The organism is Pedobacter zeae, from assembly GCF_014196715.1.
Classification (GTDB): Bacteria; Bacteroidota; Bacteroidia; order Sphingobacteriales; family Sphingobacteriaceae; genus Pedobacter; species Pedobacter zeae.
Genome location: NZ_JACIEF010000002.1, coordinates 1,352,090 through 1,373,982, shown reverse-complemented (window position 1 = coordinate 1,373,982; position 21,893 = coordinate 1,352,090). Strand labels below are relative to the sequence as shown.

Sequence of the window (21,893 nt, the reverse complement as noted above, 5' to 3'; positions counted from 1 at the left end):
CAATTAATTTCTATTTATTAATAACCTGGGTTTTGCTGCAATTTACCACCTGAAGCTAAAATTTCGGCCCTAGGTATCGGTAACCAATAATGTTTGGTTTCGAACTTACGTCCATCTAAAGCAACTTTAGGCGCATAAGTAAAGCCTGTGCTTGTTTTGGTAATAATTATTCCGCCTGCAGGTTTGTTTTCAGTTACCTCTGCAATTTTCCACCTTCTTACATCATAAAAACGATGTTCTTCGAAAGCAAGCTCTACCCTGCGCTCATAGCGTACCGCATCGCGCATTTGTGCCTGCGTAAGTCCAACAGCCAATGCAGGCATATTAACACTTGGCCTTGCCCTTACCATGTTTATGGCATCCCTGGCAGACATTGTCGATCCCGAAGGAACAGCGTCAGGTCCGTAAGCTTCGTTGGCAGCTTCAGCATAGTTAAGCAAAATTTCTGCATATCTGAAATATATCCAGGGCTGGAAACCTGCATTACCCCATGGGTTTTGCAATGGATAGGCATCATTCATGAATTTTTTAAGGTAATATCCTGTTTTACTGGTATTCCAGTTATCAATTCCATCTTTACTGTCTTTTCCTCCGGGAACAAAAGTTTCTACATTACGCTCACGGTATGCTGCACCATTATACAAAATGGTAGCTGCGAAACGCGGATCACGGTCTTTGTAAGGCTGATTGCTATCATAACCGGAAGTAGGATCGGTAATTGGTTTGCCATTGGCCATTTCGTAATCATCTACCAGGTTCTGCATCGGTAAATTTCCACCCCAACCGCCATAACCATTAGGTCCGTTGGCAATTTCCAGATGGGTATGGTTGGCATTTTTGGTAAACAACCTTGCAAAAATCACTTCATTGGTTTGGTCAGTTAAAAACAGGTTTGCATATCCACCGGTATAGATTCCATATTTATTCAACGAAATAACCGCCTGAGCTGCCGTAACAGCAGCCTGCCAGGTACCTGCATTGTATAACGGGCTTGCTGCATACAAGAGCAAACGCGATTTAAGTGCCAGCGCTGCACCTTTAGTGGCCCTACCGGCCAGCCATGTGCCACTATTATCGAGGGGCAGGTCTGCAGCAGCCTGATCAAGCTGTGCGGTTACATAATCTATAGATTCTTTGATTGAGGCACGCTGAAACAATGCCGGATCCTGCAGATTATCGGTTAAGTTGGTTACCTTATCGCCCATTAAAACCACACCACCATAATTCCGGATCAAATCCTGGTAACGAAAAGCCCTGATAAACTTAAGCTCAGCAACCAATTGTTTTTTATGTGCTGCACTCATGGCAATTTTACCGAGCACGCCAAGCGCGTAATTACATTCTCTGATACTTTTGTAACTCCTTCCCCAATATACACCAGCGCTTCCTAAATTTTCGGGCGCCAGCTGCCCTCTCTGGATCAACCAGGTTGCATCATCATTATTATAAATAGATTCGTCGGTGAAAGAGCTCCACATGCTATATTCAAAACCCCTGCCAAAACCCGGCGCAGATCCATCAGCTTCTTTATCCTGTAACCTGGTGCCGATATAGCGGTTGGTTATATAGGCCTCTAAAACAGCTGTATCGGCTTCTATAGCAGTTGTAGAGATACGATCTGTTGGTTCTACATTTAAAAAATCTTTTTTACAGCCCACCATAGCCCCTGAAACAAGGGACAGGCCTAAAAGTGTTATATATATTGATTTGATTTTCATGATGTTTAAAATTTAATATTAGCACCCAAGTTAATAATGCGCTGCTGCGGGTAAAACTGTCCGCTACCGCTGGTTCCTTCAGGATCGTAATCTTTTACCTTAGAAATCGTAAATAGGTTAAAGGCACTGGCATAAATTCTTAATCCCGAAACATTGATCCGCTCTAAGAAGCTGGCTTTAATATTATAGGCAAGTTCTACATTTTTAAGCCTTAAAAAAGAGGCATCATTTAACCAGAACGTATTATTAAACTGCCCACCACTGATGGCATTAGAAGCACGGTCGGTTACCCTCGGATATGTTCCGTTCGGGTTCGAAGCGCTAAACCTGTTATCGGCCCAACTGCTGTAAAAGTTACCTACACTACCCGATTCTGGCAAAACATACTGGCTTACCTGGGCTTGTCCGGCTAGCACCATTGATACATCAAAGTTTTTATAAGAAGCGCCAAGTGTAAATCCATAAGTAATTTGAGGGATGTTGCTATAAGGCGTTCTGATTTGGTCATCGGCGGTTATTTTGCCATCATTATTGTAATCAAGATATTTAAGATCGCCAACTTTAGCACCACTAACATGTGGGTAAGCATCCAACTCCTGTTGTGTTCTAAATATGCCAATGGCATTGTAAAGCAGGTCGACATTTAAAGGCCTGCCTGTTTTACGTTGATAATCCAATGTTCCAACGGCCTCATCAATAAATATCACTTTACTTTTTGCGTAAGTGATGTTACCTGATGCATTCCACTTAAAGTTTTCGCCATTGTGGTTATATCCTAAAGTAGCTTCGAAACCAGCATTATTCACTTTACCGATATTTTCAGAAGGCACTAAAGGCGTATAGTTCGGGCTCTTATCATCATAAGGATTTACAATTCCTGAAGAACCAGGCAATGATGCGTTCCGGGTAGTTAAGATATCAGACCTTTTTTGCTGGAAATAAATGGCCTCAATACTAAAATTTTTAAATAAAGTGGCATTAATACCGATATCGAGCTTTTTGGCTACCTCCCAGGTAATATTTGGATTTGCCAGTTTAACCAGGTTTACACCAGGCTGTATGGTTAGCGCATTGCTGGCATCCCTGGCCACAAAGCCGTTACCTACAAGCACGTAATTATCGAAATACTGGAAACCATTTACATTATCATTACCCAAAGAGCCGTAAGATGCACGGATTTTTAAGTTATCAACAAACTTAACGTTTTCGTTAAACCATTTTTCTTTTGAAATTACCCAACCTGCAGAAGCGGATGGAAAAACACCATACTGTTTGCCCTGAGGGAAAATGGATGATCCATCAACGCGCAACTGGCCTTCAAAAAGATACTTATCATCATAACTATAAGCTAAACGGCTAATGATACTCCGGCGGTTATAGTTTGAGCTGTAACCCGAATTTAGAAAATCGGTAGCGGCCGTACCTCCTTGCGAAAGTTCAGGTAACGAAGTAGAGAGGAAGTTAAAACGTTGTGCATCAAAAAATTCCAAATGGTTTTCGCTCTGCTCATAACCCACAAAAGCATTAATATCGTGCAGATTGAAGCGCCTTGCATAATTTAATTTGATGTTTGAAGTAAGCAACGACTCATTTTTATGGCTTTCGGTCAGGGTAGCTTTTTGGTTATTGCCACCGGTAATTACACTGTTATAGGTTTTAGAGGTAGGATCGTATTGGTATAACAGATAGGGTTTGTTGAAGCTTTTGGTAAACACATTGGATTTATCGGCCGAAAAGAAACCATCCACAGAAAGGCCTTCTACACCTGGAATAATAAAAGTAGCTCTTAAAATACCATTTAAAACCTGTGTTGGCGATTTACTGGTTCCGCCAATATCGGTAACCTGCACCGCAGGGTTTGCATTTTCGATGCCGGTTGTTGGCAAACCGTTTGGATAATAAGCAGCTACAATTGGTTTTGCCCTGTAAATAGACCTGAAAATATCGCCGGCCCCTACCTGAGGAAACACACGGTTTTCTTGCCTGCCCGATACCGATAAACCTACTTTGAGGTATTTAGAAATATTGGCATCTACATTCGAGCGGAAATTATACTGATTGTATTTGGTTGCGCCATTCTTATACAAGCCATCCTGGGCAACCGTTCCTAACGATACGTAATACTTTACATCTTGTCCGCCACCGTTAACAGAAAGGCTGTGCTGACTCTGTAAAGCTGTTTTTTGTAATGTTTGATCGATCCAATCGGTGTTAGGATACAATAAAGGATCGGAACCATTACGGAATTTTTCAATCTGATCTGCGGTGTACGACTGATTAAGACCACCAGAAGGATTAGAATCGAAACTAATTTCGTTCATGATCTGTGCATAGGTGGCTGCATCGGCCATTTTAGGCAATCTTGTTGGCGAGCTAAAACCCTGGTTAAAACTATAATTGATGGTTGGTTTGCCCGTTTTGCCTTTTTTTGTGGTCACTAAAATTACCCCATTGGCTGCCCGGTTACCATAAATCGCTGCAGAGGCATCTTTTAATACCGAAACACTTTCAATATCGTTGGGATCTAAACGTTCCAATCCTCCAATCTGGCCCGGAATTCCATCTACAACAATTAATACATTATTGCTCCCGGTAGTAGCCAGGCCCCTGATGGTGATATTCGAACCATCATAACCCGGCTCGCCACTCCTGTTGTTAATGACTACCCCGGAAAAGCGGCCAGCCAGCGAGTTGGATAAGTTTGGTTGCGGACTCTTCACCAGGTCAGCCCCTTTTACCTGCGATATCGACCCGGTGAGGGTTGCTTTTTTCTGCGTTCCGTAACCAACCACTACCAGTTCGTTAAGTGTTTTGGTATCGGAACCGAGCTTAACGTTGATGGTTGTTCTATTGCCAACCGTTTGCTCCTGGCTAGTGTAGCCTATAGAAGAAAAAACAAGTACGTCTGTTGCGGATGCCACACTGATACTAAATTTACCTTTTGCATCGGTTTGAACTGCTTTTTCGGTTCCCTTAATTTTAACCGATACCCCCGGAAATGTAGCTCCGTTTTCGTCTGTTACTGTACCTGTTACTACAATCTCGCGCGTCAGTTTCACTTTTCCAGCCAATGCGGAAAATGAAGAAGCGGTTACCGGTACACTAATGGATAGGATAAATAAAAAAGCCAATGCTTTAATTTTAAAGAATTTTAAAGGTGAAAATTCCTTCAGATTTTTTTCTCTCATTTTGGTTTGCACGTTTAATATTTGGTTAGCAGATCAGGTCTATACCTAGATAACAATAGTTTGTTATTAGATTTTATAGTTATAGAACTGCTTAATGGAGGTCTAAATTAGCTCCAACAAACAATATTAAAGGGGTACAAACAATCCAAATTAGAGGGGTAAACAAACCTAATTATGCCTTAAAAGAGGTTTTAAGGCATATTGCAGAAAAAAGAGCACATCAGCGCCGTTTTTATTTAGCTTTTTTGACGGTCGAATTTAGTTGGATATTATTAGAGAATGGCTTCCTGAATTTTTTAATATACTGTGATGGATTCATGTTAAACAGCTTATAAAACTGCTCCCTGAAATATTTGGGATCGGTAATGGCCACCATGTAAGAAGTTTCCTGGATCGTTTTATCTGTGTTAATAAAAATTTCGGCCGCCTTCCTTAACCTGATGAAACGGATAAACCCATTGGCAGACTGACCGGAAATGGATTTTATCTTCCGGTATAAATTAGATCTCGACATGCCCAGGGCGGTTGAGAGCGTATCGATGTTAAAATCGGGATCGGTAAGATGTTCTTCCACAATCCGGATACAGTTATCTAAAAAATCCTTGTACTCTGCAGAGATTTTGGTGTTGTTCGAATTGAGTGTAATTTCATTATAAAAGTATTTTTGAAGGGCATTTTTGCTCTTCAGTATACTGGCTACCCTTGCCTTTAAAAAATCCTTATCAAAAGGTTTACTAATGTAATCGTCGGCACCACCTTCTATTCCTTTAAGCTTTACCTCTGGTGCAGAAATGGCCGTAAGTAAAATAATCGGGATGTGCGAGACCGATACATCTTCTTTTATTTTACTGCATAGTTCTATACCGGTCATTCCATCCATCATAACATCGCAAATCACAATATCAGGCAATAGCTCTTTTGTCATTTCATAGCCTTTTTCTCCATTAGCGGCTTCGTAAATATGATAATCCATTCTAAAAACCTGTTTAAGGTATTCCCTTATTTCTGTATTATCATCAATAATAAGCAGGCTTTTTAATTCGGTGGCCAGCTGGTTATCTGCCATTTGCCCTTCAGCAGCTTCTACAATTTTGTTAGCACTGATCTCATCTTCTATCAGTTCTTTAAATAATGAAGAATCCGAATCGGTCAATTCTTCCTGTAATATAATGGCATCTTTAAAATGTGCTACCCCTCTTAATAAAGTAACATTAAAGGTAGTTCCCTTATTTTCTGTGCTGGTATACGTTATGGTTCCACCATGCATTTCAATAAAATTTTTGGCCAGGTATAAACCAATTCCAAAGCCCCCCTTAGCTGATTTGTTACCAGGATCCTGGTAAAATTTCTCGTACAATTTTTCTGCTGCCGCATCAGTGATACCGCAGCCTGAATCTTCAACACTAATGATTACATTTTCCTGGCTGTTATCTATCAGCATCCTAACGCTACCACCTTCCGGCGTAAATTTTATCGCATTGGAAAGCAGGTTAAAAAAAACAATTTCAATTTTTTCGCGATCGGCATAAAAAGCAATCACTTCGTCGGTGCAGCTAAACTCGAGCGTTACATTTTTTGACCGGGCCTGGTGTATAAAGCAAAGGAACACTTCCTTGCACAAACTCACCAGGTTTATCGGCGCCACTTTTAACTTTTCGCCGTAAGTATCTGCTTTTCTAAACAGCAGCAACTGGTCTACCAAACTTAAAAGCCGCTTGGCGTTCCGGTATACAATGTTTAAATCAGTAGTATCAACATTATTATCGTTCTTGTATAAAAGCTCTTTAACCGGGTTGATAATTAAGGTAAGCGGTGTACGGAATTCGTGCGATACATTGGTAAAGAATGATAGTTTCTTCTCGCTAAGCTCCTTTTCTTTTTCGCTCTCTATATGGGCCAGTTTAATCTGAAATTTTAAGTTAGATTGGTGTTCGCGGTATTTAAGGTAGGCATACACAAGGCCAAAGAAAGCCAAACCATAAATACAAAAGGCCCACCAGGTACGGTACCAGGGCGGCGTAATGATGATCTGAATCGAATTTCCATTCATATTCCAGATACCATCGTTGTTCGACGCCCGTATTTTCAAGGTGTATTTACCTGGATTTAAGTTGGTGTAGGTAACTTTATGTTCGCTCCCGCTATAATTCCATTTTTTATCAAAACCTTCAAGAAAGTAGGCATACTGGTTTTTTTCTGAAAGTGTATAATTTAGTGCCACAAAACCAAAAGAAAGTACACTCTGATCGTACGGTAGTGTGATCCTTTTTGTCATATAAACGGGCAATTTTAAAGGAGAATCTTTGCCGGGGAGGATCAGTTTATTAAAAACCGAAAAATCAGAAAAGTAAACTGCAGGTGCCTGCTTATTGTATTTAAGCTGTTTTGGATTAAAATAAACGATACCTTTGTTGCCTGCCAGGTAGATCTCTCCTTTGTCATTTTTACAGATCGCAGCATTGGAATAAACCCCATCCTTTTCATCATAATTTCTGACCGCTTTGGTTAGCGGATCAAAAAGCGAAAGGCCTTGTTCGGTAATTATCCATAACTTTCCACTATCATCTTCTACCATGTCGGTAAAAACATTGCTCGCAAAGCCATTCTGTTTCGAATATATTTCGAAAGTATTGGTTTTAGCCACATATTTATTTAATCCATCGCGGGTGCAGATCCAAACATTTTGATGCGAATCCAGGTAAAGGCTGTTTACAATATTATTGCTAATGCCGCCCGTTCTTGAATTGTTGATCATGTAATTACTGAACTTTTTGGTTTTAGGATTAAACCGGCTGAGCCCGCTTCCGTATGTTCCAATCCAGATATTCCCCTGCGCATCTTTTAACAGGCAATACAAATGGTTATTACTCAGAGAGCCTAAATTTTTCGGATCGTTATAGTAATGGGTATAAGCTTTGGTTTTATCGTTGTAGATTTTTAAACCTGCATCTGTAGCGAGGTAATATTCGCCGTCGTTTACTTCGATCAGGTCTCTAAAAACATCTTCATTAAAAAAACTACCCAGTGCCGAGCGGTGATGGTGATGTATAAACTTATTTTCCTCTTGGTTATACAGGTCAAATCCATTTTCGCTCATTACCCATAACCGGCCCTTTAAATCGGCAGATAAGTTAATAATATCGTTACTGGACAAACTGTTTGGATTATTAGTATGCAAGAGCCTGGCAATGGACCGGTTATCTGTATCGTATTGATAAAGGCCTTTGTTGGTTCCTAACCAAAAATTGCTCCCATCACTAATCATCGATTTGATTTCGGCCTGCCCCAGAGGAAGTGGAATAAAGTTAAACTTATACTGGTTAAAATCTATTTTACTAAGGCCATTTTTACCACAGAGCCATATCATTCCGGTATTATCACGATATAAACCTCCGTTTGCAAAAAATTCGAGTTGATCTATTTTCTTCCATTGGTTTAACCTGGTATTTACCCAGAATATTCCGGCGCTGCCACCTACCAGCAGTTTTTCGCTCCCCACACTTAAAACATTAAATACAGCACCATTACCCGTTTTCCCATTGGCATAGGTGGTAAACGTTTCATTTTTCGGATCAAAGCGGAACAGCTCACCTTTCCAATAACATCCGATCCATATCAACCCATCCCCATCAATGCAGAGTGTCCAGATGTCGTTTGGATTTTTTTGGTTGGCGATTTCCTTTTGCATATAATTGGTAAACCGCTGTGTTTTCTGATCGAATTTATTCAGTCCGTTACTCCAATTGCCCAGCCATAAATTGCCGGCTGCATCCTCTGCAATAGCGTTAACCGACTTTCCTTTAATGGCATACCGGTTTTTCGCATCGGGTTGATAAACCTTAAACGTTTTTGATTTTTGGTTAAACAGGTTAAATCCATCATCGGTACCAATCCACAATTTTTTCGTTTTATCGATCAGTACCGACCATACTTTGTTATTACTCAGCGAAGTCCGGTCGTTTTCTTTATGGTAAAAGCGTTCAAATTTTTCAGTAAGGGGGTCGAACCTGTTTAAACCATTCATGGTACCCACCCAAAGCCGCCCATTACTATCTTCTACGATAGCATTGATGTAATTATTGGTTAGAGAGGTGCTATCGCCGGCAATATTCACATAAACCTTAAAAGAATACCCATCAAACTTACAGAGCCCGTTTTCGGTACCTACCCATATAAAACCTCTTTTATCCTTTAAAGCAACTGTTGTATTTTTTGATGGAAGGCCATCATTAATGCCGTATGTTTTAAGCACATAATGTTCCGGAACAGAAGTTTGACCTGCTACCTGGGCATTAACGCTGTTAAAGGAGAGCCAAAGTTGCGCAATAAAACAAAATGCTTTAATCAATCTCATCATAAGCAGGCCTAACCGATAGGGCTAACCAAAAAAATAGTTTAGCGCGGTAAATATACAATTTACTGCACTATTCCTTTTACCCGGAACGGCAATCCCCAAGTCGCCCCACTGAAAAGAGGGATACACCAGAAACAAAAAATGCGGAACTGATCAACCCAGTCCCGCATTCGGTTACTTCTGTTACCTCGATTAAAATTTAACGGTATTAAGGTTTTTATCGACCAATAAACCTTCGCTAATCTTAAGTCCGAATTGTACTTTATGTTTTGCCTTTAATTTCAGGATAAACAGATCGGCGGTGCCATTTAAAGCTTCTTTATTGCCAATATTTACAAAGGTTGGATACAAAACCTTGGCACCGCTGGTGTGCAAACGATCGTTGGTCAGGTTATCCATCTGCTTCATATTTAAAGTTTCAATGCCTGCAAAATCATAATCCTGTACCGCGTATGGTAGTGCAAAGCTTAATGCATTTACTGATTTCAGGTTTATTCCCTTTACCTTAATTTCTACTATTTCATCTTTGTTGTAAGTGTGTTTGGCAGTGGTGATTTCCAGTTTACCTGCCACTTTATCCATTTTACTTTCGTTTATACCACCCTCAAGCTGGGTAGCCACAACTGAAATATCGTAAGCATCAATCAGGTTATTTTTATTAATATCACCATTGCTGATATAACCTTCGAAATCAGCATCACCTTTTCTTAAACCGGTATAATTAATGTACGAGGTTAAATCATTCTTGTCGATTAAGCGATCGTTATTGATATCGCCCGGAAGATAACTTTCGGTACCGGGAACCTTAAACACATAAAGCTCCCTGCCTGAGCCAAAACCTCCTACGCCATCGGCAACGGCAATTTTGAGGTAACGGGCAGCCGGATGGGTAGCGAAATTGAATATTTTGATTTCGTCGTTATTGGCCCATTCAAATGCACCGGCCTCTGTCCAGTTTTCTTTATTGTTGCTATAAAATACTTTACCTTTTAACAAAATGCCATTTCCTCTTCCAGTGCGCGGCAGATAGTGGAATTTATCGAGCTGATTGATCGATTTCAGGTCGATAACCATATCAAAAGGTACCGCCTTAGTCCCCCATTTGGTATGCCACATATTGCCTTCATCAAATTCAAACAATTTATTGATGCCTGAACCACCTTGATTTTCTGCCGTAGTTTCAGCTACAATACCCTGAATGGCAAATTCTAAAGGATTGGTTTTGGTGGTTGCCTTAACCTCTGTCCAATCAGAATAGCCTTCCTTATTTACTGCACGCAGTTTAAATGTATAGGCTGTTTCGGCTAATAAATCATCAAATAACAAAGCAGTATCGCGGATGGTAGTATAACGCATGCCGTTAAAATCGATCTCATAAAAATCGGCGTTGCGCACTTTGCTCCAGCTTGGGGTAAGCGTATAAGCTCCCCTGTTTTTATCGCTTACGGCTGCATTAAGCGGAGCTCCTAATTTTCCCGTTAACGAGCGCTGCTGATCTGCAGGCTCAAATTTAAATCCCTTTATACCAAGTGTTACCGGGCTGATGGTAATATCTGCAGCCTGAAGTTTAACCAGCAACTGGGGGTTTTTAACCATTACAACTTTTTCAAACTCGCTTCCCTTCGTAGCAAATCGGTTTAAATTGGGTGCAGCATCGTAGAAATACACGTTAACCTGTTTCGAAAACTCTTCTTTGGAGTTTACTTCACTGAGTTTGATTTTATGGTTACCAATTTTTGCGGTTAACCTTTTCGGTTTTTCGGTAACGTTGATCACCAATTCAGTTGTTTTTTCTTTCACAAAACCATCAAAATCGCCCTTTGCAGGATGAATGGTAACCAATGCATTGCGCTTCTGATCAAGATCTGATTCGATTAAAGTATGAACGCCCTTTCCCAGTTTATAAGCCTCGGTAGTACCATCATCATCGTATTCGGTAAATGAGGTTTTTCCAGAGGGATACAGTTCATAGATGCGGTTTGCCTTATTGATTTCGGCAACATGGTTATTCGGGTTCGTTAACGGAATAATAGCGCCGCTTTTCACAAAAACCGGTAATTTCCATAACGGCGAATCAAAGCTGTTAAGGATGCAGTTTCCGGTATATTTTTCTCCGGTAAAATAATCAATCCAGGTTCCTTCCGGCAGGTAAATGCCATTACGGATATCGTTACCTTTTTCATCCGGCCGTGTTGCCTGGTAAATTGGCGCTACCAAAAAAGAGGGCCCGTATAGATATTGGTATTGTGTTGGAGTACCTTTGGTATAGGCATTTGGATCTGCTAAAAACATGGCCCTGATCATGGGTAATCCGGAAACAGCTTCTCTTGCCACGCTATAGGTATAGGGAATTAATGCCGATTTCAATTTTAAATAATTCCGGTTAATTGAAGTTACAGGTTCGCCTAAAGCATGTGGATATTTTTCGTTAGCACCCCAGCCGTCCATATTTAATTCCATTGGCGTAAAGGTTTTCCATTGAAAATCGCGCGTGTTAATGGTCGGGTTTTTACCACCAAAAATACCGTCCATATCGGAAGTAATGTTGGGCTGGCCTGATAAACCTGAACCAATGTAAGTAGGGATGTGGAAACGGATATATTCCCATACGCCTCCGGTTTGATCGCCCGACCAGATGCCGGCATACCGTTGCGTACCTGCCCAACCATCTAATGAAATGATAAACGGGCGGCTATTATTGCCATATTGAGGCATAATCTGTGCAACATCGGCAACACCATTTAACCCAAACGAATAACCGGCACCCACCCATGCCACATCTGTTTTTAACACCCGAACACCGGCATCTCTTACTTCCTTAATAATATCGCGTTGTAATAAAGGGCTTGCTGTTGGCTTAGGATGAAGGTCAGACTGGGTCCACAAGCCAATTTCTACCCCATTTTTACGGGCATAATCTCCAAAAAGTTTTAGGTTCTGAATGTTTCCGTCCAGTGTTTCAGTTTGTCCATAACCTGCGCCATAGCCATCATTAGGGAGCACCCAGCCTAAAGGCATATCATTTTTTTGATAACGATCGATCACCGCCCGTGCTGAAAATTGATAATTGTTTTTCTCGCCGTTAAGTGATTCTTTTATGCCGTCATTATCTTTCTGACTTTCTTTGTAGCGTTTTCCATTTTCGAATAAGATTCCCTTTTCGTCCTCTTTCCAAAAATCGCGGTTGTAGGCATTTAAATGCCCTTGATAAAAACCAAATTTTGGCAATAAAACCGGGTTTCCGGTTAATTGGTAAAAATCGTTCAATAAAGGTACGGCCCCATTATTAATCATAAAAAAGATATCGAGGTAACCGGTTTCATGTACCAGTTTTACCAATCCTTTTTCTTTAGCACCAAAATTGTAGTTTCCTTTGCTAAAGGTATGCCACATTACCGCGTAACCATTGGTAGACCAATAAAAAGGCGTTGGCGAAGCAACTCCTCCATCTGTCCAGGAGTTTTGGTTTTCGATCGCAATATTTTTTCCCTTGTGGGAGAAACGGCCGTTCTGTACTCCGCCACCATAAAAATATTCCTCCGGCTGCTCTTTCAAGCTGAGGGTTACTTTTCCTTTGTCGAACTGAACAGGTGCTGATTCTTCAACAGCAACAGTTTGTTTAACAAGGTCGATAATTTTGATCAGGGAAGTATTTTTATCGACAAGAACGGTAATTTTGCCGGTGGAGATGAAGAGTTGATTTTCCTCATCTTTAATCGCCAAGTCCGAAACCGGTCTGCGTGGGTTTTCTACCAGAATTTTAGCTTCAGGTTTGGCTTCCGGATCGCGGATAAGACCTCCGGCAGGGTCTTCGAAAAGACGGAAAATATGATCGCCGTAAAAATCTAAGGTTAAACGCTGGTGATCGGACAGCAACAATTCTACTGTAGTGGTGTTGATCTTTTTTACTCCAAGCACTTTGGGAGCCTGTGGTGCTAGCGGATCGTTTTTTTGAGCAGAAGCAAAAAACGGGGCGGCTAATAATATGCACGTACCCATTAGTGCAGCACGCTTGGATCGGTTTTTAAAAGGAGTTATTTTAAAGTGTTTAAAAAAATAATGCGGGGTCATTAATGTTTGCTTTGGTTATCTGTTTAGGTTAAGCTAGCAGTTAGCTTTACTGGTTAGGCGATAAAGGTAGCAAACACATTAAAGGAAGCAGCGCATTTTTAGCGACAAACACCGCGCAATCGTTTGCCTATCTGATTTTTTACCAGGTATGATTTATTTCCAAGGCCATTAAGGCAAAGAAATCAGGGATATTCATAACCAGCTCCTGCTACCGGAGCTTGCGTGTAATTTTATGTCCCCTCTTGCTTTCAGGGCTTATTTTTTCGCTTTATCTTTTTAAATATCTGAGTAGTCTGTTGGGTAAACAAATTTAGTATCGTTTTTAGAAACATTATGCTGATACTCTGGCATGGCCGATAGTTTCTTCCAATATTCATCTGCAGAGAAAGCTTTCCAATGTGCATCTCTATCGGTTTTATTTTCGAAAGTGGTGAGATACATCAGGTTAGGCATGCGGCTACCGGCAATTACTTCCCCATAAAATACGGCATTAAAATTTAACCTTTTAAATAAACCGATTTCGTCGCCTTTATTAAACATTTGGACTTTATTCCGAAAATATTTCTCTGTGGGTGCTTCATAGCTCCTCAATTCGTATACCCGCTCTTTCATCGGCGATTTCAGATCAGGTAACATAAAATGTGGAGCACCTTCAAAAGCTTTTAATACAATCGATTCTAACCGTTCGAAAGGAACTTCTTTATAAACAGCATCCAGGTAGTCTTTACCATCAGCAGTATATTGTTTGTCTTTTGCCAGCTTTTTATCCAGTTCCAAAATTCCATTAAATGATTTTAATGGGATAAATACATAAATCAGTTTTTCAGTAACTAAAGCCTGATCTGTTACAATGGGTTTAAACACACCTACTTTCGCAATGCCACAGCGGTGTAATGCAGGTAAATATGCTTTTTGCAAATAATCATCTACCATTTTTTCCTGGGCATCGGTTTTCAGGTGGTAAATTTTGATCTGATAAAAATCTATCGTTGATGCCTTAGCAGTAAATGCGCTGAATAACAGTACAAGTAGAAACAGCCAAGGTGTTTTCATTTTTGGCAACATGTTAAATGGATTGATTTGAACGGAAAATTACTAAAGTTTTCTGGTAAAGTTGAAAATATCTTTTTTCGGCTGCCCATTTTTATCCTTTTCTTCCAGCACAACACTCAATTTATTTTTAGTAATCAATTGATAGCTTAACCTCACCGATTTATCTTTCATTTCAAAAACAGCCCGTTTTCCTTTTAATGCGACCAGTGGAAAAAGCAGTGGTTTTTCTTTTTCCTCCCAGGCAATACTCCCGCGGTTAAAGTGCCGCATCTTCATCACGGGCAAACCTTCTTCAAGTTCAATCACAACGAATTCGTAAAATAAAGCTTTCCCTTCTTTAATACACCTAAAGCTGCTCATCATGCTTTCGCCCTTTGGTTGGCTCCAAAATTCTTCCAAATCACCCCATTCACTTTTCTGCACCCAGGTTCCAGACATAAATGCCAAATCTTTTACCGCAGCCTTTTTTATTTGTGCAAAAGCCGGAATAGAAAAGAATAAAAAAGTCAAAAAACAAAAGTTATTTTTCATAGCGTAATTCATGATAGCTAAAATAACTAATTATATCCAATATGGAATGAACCAGGTTGCAGTTGGTAGTTTACAGTTATCAATGAACCAATGACCAGTGAACCAATGACCAATAAACCAGTGAACCAATGACCAATAAACCAGTTTGCAGTTGGCAGTTACCAATGAACCAATGACCAATGAACTAATGACCAGTGAACTAATTTACAGTTGGCAGTTACCAATGAACTAATAACTAATAACCAATAACCAATTGGCAGTTAAAAGCTTGCATTTACTAATGACCAATGAACCAATGACCAGTGAACCAGCACATCTATTTTGAAAGATTCGGATTTGGGGGTTCGGCATTAAGTAAATGTTTCACAAAGAAATCGCGTTTACGCCTGCGTCCGTACACACCTCCATCACTGTGCCCCATGCCCGGAATACTTAAAATATCGAAATTTTTATTTGCTTTGATCAGTGCATCGGCAAGCCTGTAGGTCGATTCGGGTGGTACATTTTCATCTGCCTCGCCAACAATCAGGAATAGATTACCCTGTAATTTACCTGCATTGGTAATGTTTGATTGTTCTTCATAATGCGGCCCTACGGGATAACCCATCCATTGCTCGTTCCACCACTGCTTATCGATGCGGTTATCGTGACAACCACAGGCAGAAACCGCGGCCTTGTAAAACTCGGGATGAAACAACAGTGCTCCTGTTGAGCTTTGCCCACCCGCCGAAGTACCATAAATCCCAACTCTTGAAATATCGGCATTGGGATATTTAACCGCCATGGCTTTCATCCACAATATCCTGTCAGGAAATCCGGCATCAGCTATATTCTTCCAGCATACATCATGAAAGGCTTTAGACCGGTTGGCAGTACCCATTCCATCGATCTGTACCACTATAAAACCTAACTCGGCAATGCTCTGCATTTCGCTGGCCGGCAGGAAATTTTTAGGTACAAAACTATCATGAGGTCCTGCATAAATATTTTCGATAACCGGATATGTTTTGTCCGGGTCCATTTTTGAAGGGAGGCAAACAATGCCCCAGATATCGGTTATGCCATCTCTTCCCTTGGCCACAAACACCTCAGGCAGTTTAACGCCCGTTGCCAGATAAGCATCTGTTTTTCCATGCTCTATTTCGTTAATTTTTTTTGTGCTGGCTGTTAGTCTCAGTTCGCTAACAGGCGGTATATTTACCTGGGAATAGTTATCGATATAATATTTACGATCTGGGGAAAAGCTGAGGTTATGGTTACCTTTTTCTGGTGTGAGGTTTACCAGGCCCTTTCCATCAAAGCCAATCCTGTAATAATGGATAAAATAAGGATCTTCGTCAGCGTGCATTCCACTGGCCCTGAACCACACCTGGCGTTTTACGATATCTACACTATCAATATCCCGAACTACATAATTTCCTTTTGTAATTAAGCGCTGCTTTCCGGTTAGGGCATCCACCAAATAAAGGTGTCGCCAACCGTCCTGCTCGCTCGTCCATATTATTTCATTTGTTTTAGGTAAATACCTGGTATAAATGCGGCTTTCGTAAATGAAGGTTTTGGTTTTTTCGTCGATAATGTTTTTGGTTTTCCCTGTTAAAACGTCTACTTCAATTACCCTGAAACGCTGGTGGCCACGGTCTACCTTCTCGTAGGTATAATACCGGCTGTTATGCTCGCGCCAATGTATTTCCGGTGCACCAAAAAAATCGATCGGCTCAGCATCTACCTTAATGGCAGTTTTAGTCGCTACATTAAAAACATAAGGCTGATAGGCGGTAAAGTCATCACCAGGCTGTGCGTATTCCCTCGACTTTAATTCGCCACGTGTGGTTCCCGGCACAGCACTTAAAACATAATGTACTTTTTTAAATTCTTTCGGATCGATTTTATAGGCAACAATATTTTTTCCATCAGGCGACCATGCAAACTCGCCATATGGCTTATCGGCATTACCATCGGTAGTCAGTTGGGTTTCGGCCTTTGTAGCTAAATCAATTACAAAAAGGTTGCCGCCGCGGATGAGGATTTCGCTTTTACCATCCGGCGATTTTCTGGATTCCCGGTTTCGTTGCCAGCGCGATCTGCGTTGCTGCAAAGGCCTCCTGGCATTATAGCGGTAAATAGTAGTATCGTTAGTATTAGTTAAATTATAATCGTTTAGGTTTAACTCATACCAATTATCCTGTATTTTTAATTTTGCAGTATTGCCCTTATCGGAAAAATAAAGCTCAGAAAGTTGAATTTTTAGTGGATTCTGTTTTTTACCGGTGAGCTTTTCGATACGCTGTGCAAGTTTATCATGATCGAACGCGATTTTACGTTTACCTGTTGCAGCTTCTACATTATAATATTCCCATGTTCTGTTGGGAAGATTCTTTTTGTACCAAAAGGCGGTCCCATCTTTGTTCCAAAAAGGAATAAGCTCGTTGTTGGTTGGAATATTGCGTAAGGCGGTATCTAGTTTCATGGATAACCGGTAGGCATCCGCCACTTCAGCAGCACTTGGTGCGTACGGCCGCAACCCGGCTTGCTGTGCCAGCGACTGAAACGAAACAAAACTTAGTAAAATGAAGGCTATTGATTTTTTAACGGTTGCGTAAATGCTCATTACAGATTTTTTAAGGTAAATATAGTACGGCTGCTTTGCAGTTTTCCTTCAAATTTTGACCAGTAACATTACTATTTTAACCTTTCGCATTAACTGCATCTTTTGCATTGAGGTTCTGGCGGGCTATACTCCCTTTAATCAGGTAATAAACCGGTATGCCTATTAAAGTGATAATTAATCCTGGCCAGGTAAATTTGGGTTTAAATATAATCAGCAGGAGGCAGAACGCCAGTCCCATTGCAATGTAAATGAGGGGTAATACCGGGTAACCAAAGGCTTTATAAGGTCGGTCGGCATGAGGGCGTTTTCTACGCAAAATAAAAATACCAAAGATGGTGAGCATGTAAAACATAACCACCACAAAAGAGATCATATCCAAAAGATCCCCGTATTTTCCACTAATACACCATAAGCAGGCAAAAATACACTGTATCCACAGCCCAAATCCCGGAACTGCATTTTGGTTGAGTGTAGCAACTTTCTTAAAGAAGAGCCCGTCGTTAGCCATTGAATAATACACCCTGGCGCCAGCCATAATTAAGCCATTGTTGCAACCGAAAGTCGAAACCATAATCATTAATGCGATAATGATGGTACCTGCCGTACCGAAAATATGGTTCGCTGCAGAAACCGCCACGCGGTCTTTATCGGCATAAGCAATGTCATGTAGCGAAAGTACACCGGTATACATCACATTGGTGAGGATGTAGAGTACTGTTACCATAATGGTTCCCAGGGCTAAACTTAGCCCAATATTGCGTGCAGGGTTTTTAATTTCGCCGGCAATAAAAGTAACATTGTGCCAGGAATCGCTACTGAATATCGAACCTACCATTGCCGCAGCAATGGCTCCGAAGGCAGCAAAAGTGGTATAAGAACCCATATTACCATCGGCCGATAGCGGACCTAAAGTCCACATATTTTCCCAATTGTTTTTCCAGATCCCTTTATCTAAAAAGAAAAGTCCGAAAACGATCAGTCCAAATAAACTTAACAACTTAGCCACGGTAAAGGTAGTTTGGATTACTTTACCGCCATTAACCCCTCTGCTGTTGATATAAGTAAGTAAAATAATGATACCAATGGCCAACAGCTGTGCCGGTGAGATGGTAAAAAAAACTAAATCGACGGCAACCAAATCTTCACTTAATTTAGGGACGAGATAAGCCGTAAACTTGGCAAAGGCCACCCCCACTGCGGCAATGGTTGCGGTTTGGATTACTGTAAAAAAACTCCAGCCATACAAAAAACTGATCAGCGGATTGTAGGCTTCCTTTAAATAAATATACTGTCCGCCCGCTTTTGGGAACATGGCGCTTAATTCGCCATAACTCAATGCCGCAGTAAGTGTCATGAAGCCTGTAATGAGCCAAACCACTAAAAGCCAGCCGGAGCTGCCTACATTACGGGTAATATCGGCACTTACAATAAAAATACCCGAACCGATCATACTTCCGGCTACAAGCATGGTTGCATCCATCAGTTTAAGTGAGGGTTTAAATTGGGTGGTTCCTTTTTCAATCATGTGTTCTGTTGCTTGGTGGTTCAAATAGTTCGATTGGTTTTATTTATTAAGCTGGTCGTAAAAATGCCATGAGGTAGTGAAATCGCGTGTTAAGGGCTGTTGGGTTAAAGTAGCCCTGATCATTTCTACAGGGATTAAGTTTTCCTTTATTACAGCATCGTGAAAATCCTTAAAGCTCATTTTACCGCTATCAACCAATTCTTTTTTAAGCGCAAAAAGCTGTAATCCTCCGGTAAGGTAAGCTACCTGGTATAAAGGGCTGTAATCGCCTTTGAAAGATCTTCGTACTTCGCCTTCGGCATTGGCACGTTCGTGCCCTACACGGTCGACCAGGAAATCGACGCATTGCTGAGGGGTCCATTTACCCAGGTGGAAGTTCAGCGAAAAAAGGATCCTGGCACAACGGTGCATGCGCCAGAAAAGCATTCCCATTTTTTCTTCGGGGGTTTTGGCAAAACCTTTATCATAGAGCAAAAGCTCCCAATATAACGGCCAGCCTTCTACGCTGAAAGGTGTTTTAAAAGGATCGCGATAGCTTTTATAACGGCTGTTGATAAAATACTGGTAATGATGGCCCGGTAAAAGTTCGTGCTGTACTGTTCCCCTTGAAAAATAAGGATTGTTGCCGCGCATGCTCATTAACTTATCGTCTTCCTCCATGGCATTGGTTGGATAAGAAATGCTGATTTCGCGTCCACCGGTAAAAAACGGGTTCACCAGCTGGCGTTCGGCCGACATCATCACCATACCCCAGGTTTCTTCTGCAAGCGCCGGGATGCTGATCAGATCGTTGGCTTTTATAAAATTTAAGGCATCATCCTGGAGTTTTACAATCAGCTCTGGCTGTTTACCCAAAGGCACATAACTGTTCTTGATTTTTTCCTGGGCTTTTTTCCAGTCATTTCCAAAACCCATAGCTGCTGATGCTTTCAAAAGCTCTTCGTCGCAAAACTTAAATTCTCTTTCGGCAAGCCTGATCAATTCTTCGGGCGTATAAGGAATAAACTCCGCATTTAATTGCCTGATCAGCTCTTCTCTTCCAATCGGATTTCCTTTAATTTCTGGTTTAGTTGATTTTACGGGAACCGCATCGCTATTATCGTTAAAAAGTTTAGCGTAATTGGTTAAAGCGAGGTCTAACCGCTCGTAAGGTTTAGGCACCCACCAGGTAAAACCGGGCTCGTAATCCATATAAAATTGATAAAAACCCTTTAAACGGTATTTTAAACTCAAAGTTATGGCCGTTGCCATTTTAAGCTGATCGGGTTTTAATATCCCTTTTTTGAAATTAAGGTTCAAGGCATCAACCTGCTTCGCAATGTTATCGATCTGTGCAGCCAGTACAGCACCTTCCTGGTACGTCCCCCTTCTTCTTAATTTTTCGAGTGCATAAATGGCATCAGCAAAGGTAAAATACTTCGATAGGGCATTATAATCTGCCTCCTCTTTAGCTAAGAGCCAGGCAGAAGATTCTATCTCCTTTTTAAGCAGGATATAATCTACTTTGCCATAAATACTAAAGCGCTCAAACCCGGCCAATTTTAACTTGCTTAAGTAATCGTTGTTGATATCCCGCAGGCGTTTTCTCTGCTCCGGACTTTTAAAAGTAGTCATCGGGAAAGAATAAGTGCCGCCTGTAGAATACGGATAATAAAAATCGTTAATGGCATCAACATCCCTTTGGTAGCCTACAATGAGCGTACCCATTTCGCTGGTCTGTTCGTACAAACTCTGATTCGAAGTTTGCGCAAATACAAAAGTACCTGGCAACAGGCTTAGCATGAACAGAAAAACTAAAAAAATTGATTTACTTCGCATTGGGGTCGGTTCAGTTTGGCAAATAGCATTTGCGTCCATTTGAAAAAATAGCTTGCTTTTTGGTAAAAAATAAAGTGTTTTTGCTTAGGCGCCTACATAGCTTACCCTGCTTACATTATTATAGGTATCTATATATGCCCTTGGCGATTGCCCGATAATACTTTTAAATACCCGGTTAAAATTGGTAATGCTATTAAAGCCCGCTTTATAGGCTACGCCTGAAATGCAATCGGCCTTTTCGCCCGAAATAAGGCTTTTACAGGCATCGTTAATTCTTACTTCATTTAAAAATGATACAAAAGTATGCCCGGTGTGTTTCTTAAAATACCTGCAGAAGGCCTGAGGGGTCATAAATGCGGCATTGGCCACATCTTCTAAAGAAATCTGGTTATTGTAGTTTTCGGTGATAAAGTTTATGATCTTGCTTAAACGCATGCCTTCATTCTCGGTTACGTTTGAAGAATACATCTCCGAGCATAATGGCTCTACATTCTCATTTAAATCCTGGAGGCTGTTAACCAATTTCAGAAAGTTAAACAGCACATCAACTCCCGACGCTTCATGAACATTAAACATTTTGGTTACCATGTTTTTAGTAAAAGCAGCCGGAATTTTGAAACCATGTTTGTTTTTAGCTAAAAAACTACTGGCCATCTTCATTTCTGGAAGATTAAACAAGGAAGCCAAAATACCATTCGGATTAAAGTAAATGGAGCATGCCTTGATCGTCTTATTGCTGTCAGCAGAGAAATACTCGGGATTGCTTTTAAACAGATGCGGAAGTTTTGCGCCGATTACAAAAATATCGCCCGACCGGAAAGCATGCATATCATTCCCTGCAATTAACGTACCCTCTCCCTTTTCTATGTAGGTGATCTGCCATTCGTCGTGGCGGTGCAGGTATTGGTAAAAATAAGGCAATTCAATATGTTCCGATATCACACTCTTGTCATCAGGAACAAGCATGGTAAATGGTAATACTTTCATTGTTCAGTTAGTTAAGTTTGGTTTGTTGATTTCGAAT

Annotated in this window: 10 protein-coding genes; all 10 read right to left on the bottom strand. The window is 40.8% G+C overall.

All coding sequences use genetic code 11. The features are described from left to right. Window positions 1–17: 17 nt before the first annotated feature. The 10 genes from GGQ60_RS12390 to GGQ60_RS12345 all read right to left on the bottom strand — a co-directional run bounded on the left by GGQ60_RS12390 (window position 18) and on the right by GGQ60_RS12345 (window position 21,856). Complete coding sequence (locus GGQ60_RS12390; RefSeq protein ID WP_183764391.1) at window positions 18–1,718, bottom strand: RagB/SusD family nutrient uptake outer membrane protein; 1,701 nt, start codon at window positions 1,716–1,718, stop codon at window positions 18–20. A gap of 5 nt (window positions 1,719–1,723) precedes the next feature. Continuing rightward, window positions 1,724–4,906, bottom strand: coding sequence for a SusC/RagA family TonB-linked outer membrane protein (locus GGQ60_RS12385; RefSeq protein WP_183764388.1), 3,183 nt, complete (start codon window positions 4,904–4,906; stop codon window positions 1,724–1,726). A gap of 232 nt (window positions 4,907–5,138) precedes the next feature. Then, window positions 5,139–9,263, bottom strand: a complete 4,125-nt coding sequence (locus GGQ60_RS12380) for a hybrid sensor histidine kinase/response regulator transcription factor (protein WP_183764385.1) — start codon at window positions 9,261–9,263, stop codon at window positions 5,139–5,141. Between the two features lie 189 nt (window positions 9,264–9,452). Continuing rightward, window positions 9,453–13,259, bottom strand: a complete 3,807-nt coding sequence (locus GGQ60_RS12375) for a TIM-barrel domain-containing protein (RefSeq protein ID WP_183764382.1) — start codon at window positions 13,257–13,259, stop codon at window positions 9,453–9,455. Window positions 13,260–13,607: 348 nt separating this feature from the next. Further along, window positions 13,608–14,384, bottom strand: coding sequence for an NIPSNAP family protein (locus tag GGQ60_RS12370; protein WP_229685009.1), 777 nt, complete (start codon window positions 14,382–14,384; stop codon window positions 13,608–13,610). A 42-nt stretch (window positions 14,385–14,426) separates the two neighbouring features. Further along, on the bottom strand, window positions 14,427–14,915 hold the full coding sequence (locus tag GGQ60_RS12365) for a DUF6265 family protein (RefSeq protein WP_183764376.1): 489 nt from the start codon (window positions 14,913–14,915) through the stop codon (window positions 14,427–14,429). Between the two features lie 316 nt (window positions 14,916–15,231). Further along, window positions 15,232–17,526, bottom strand: coding sequence for a S9 family peptidase (locus GGQ60_RS12360; protein WP_183764374.1), 2,295 nt, complete (start codon window positions 17,524–17,526; stop codon window positions 15,232–15,234). 76 nt (window positions 17,527–17,602) lie between these two features. Continuing rightward, window positions 17,603–19,051 carry an APC family permease gene (locus GGQ60_RS12355; RefSeq protein WP_183764823.1) on the bottom strand — a complete coding sequence of 483 codons (1,449 nt, stop codon included), beginning with the start codon at window positions 19,049–19,051 and terminating at the stop codon, window positions 17,603–17,605. A gap of 39 nt (window positions 19,052–19,090) precedes the next feature. Beyond that, window positions 19,091–20,869, bottom strand: a complete 1,779-nt coding sequence (locus GGQ60_RS12350) for a DUF885 family protein (protein WP_183764371.1) — start codon at window positions 20,867–20,869, stop codon at window positions 19,091–19,093. Between the two features lie 84 nt (window positions 20,870–20,953). Beyond that, a complete protein-coding gene (locus GGQ60_RS12345) occupies window positions 20,954–21,856 on the bottom strand; it encodes an AraC family transcriptional regulator (protein WP_183764368.1) in 903 nt (300 codons plus the stop codon). Window positions 21,857–21,893: the final 37 nt, after the last annotated feature.

Excerpts from the sequence above, each read along its gene's own strand:
- GGQ60_RS12390 (WP_183764391.1), bottom strand. The coding sequence starts at position 1,718 with ATGAAAATCAAATCAATATATATAACACTTTTAGGCCTGTCCCTTGTT.
- GGQ60_RS12385 (WP_183764388.1), bottom strand. The coding sequence starts at position 4,906 with ATGAGAGAAAAAAATCTGAAGGAATTTTCACCTTTAAAATTCTTTAAA.
- GGQ60_RS12380 (WP_183764385.1), bottom strand. The coding sequence starts at position 9,263 with ATGATGAGATTGATTAAAGCATTTTGTTTTATTGCGCAACTTTGGCTC.
- GGQ60_RS12375 (WP_183764382.1), bottom strand. The coding sequence starts at position 13,259 with ATGGGTACGTGCATATTATTAGCCGCCCCGTTTTTTGCTTCTGCTCAA.
- GGQ60_RS12370 (WP_229685009.1), bottom strand. The coding sequence starts at position 14,384 with ATGAAAACACCTTGGCTGTTTCTACTTGTACTGTTATTCAGCGCATTT.
- GGQ60_RS12365 (WP_183764376.1), bottom strand. The coding sequence starts at position 14,915 with ATGAAAAATAACTTTTGTTTTTTGACTTTTTTATTCTTTTCTATTCCG.
- GGQ60_RS12360 (WP_183764374.1), bottom strand. The coding sequence starts at position 17,526 with ATGAGCATTTACGCAACCGTTAAAAAATCAATAGCCTTCATTTTACTA.
- GGQ60_RS12355 (WP_183764823.1), bottom strand. The coding sequence starts at position 19,051 with ATGATTGAAAAAGGAACCACCCAATTTAAACCCTCACTTAAACTGATG.
- GGQ60_RS12350 (WP_183764371.1), bottom strand. The coding sequence starts at position 20,869 with ATGCGAAGTAAATCAATTTTTTTAGTTTTTCTGTTCATGCTAAGCCTG.
- GGQ60_RS12345 (WP_183764368.1), bottom strand. The coding sequence starts at position 21,856 with ATGAAAGTATTACCATTTACCATGCTTGTTCCTGATGACAAGAGTGTG.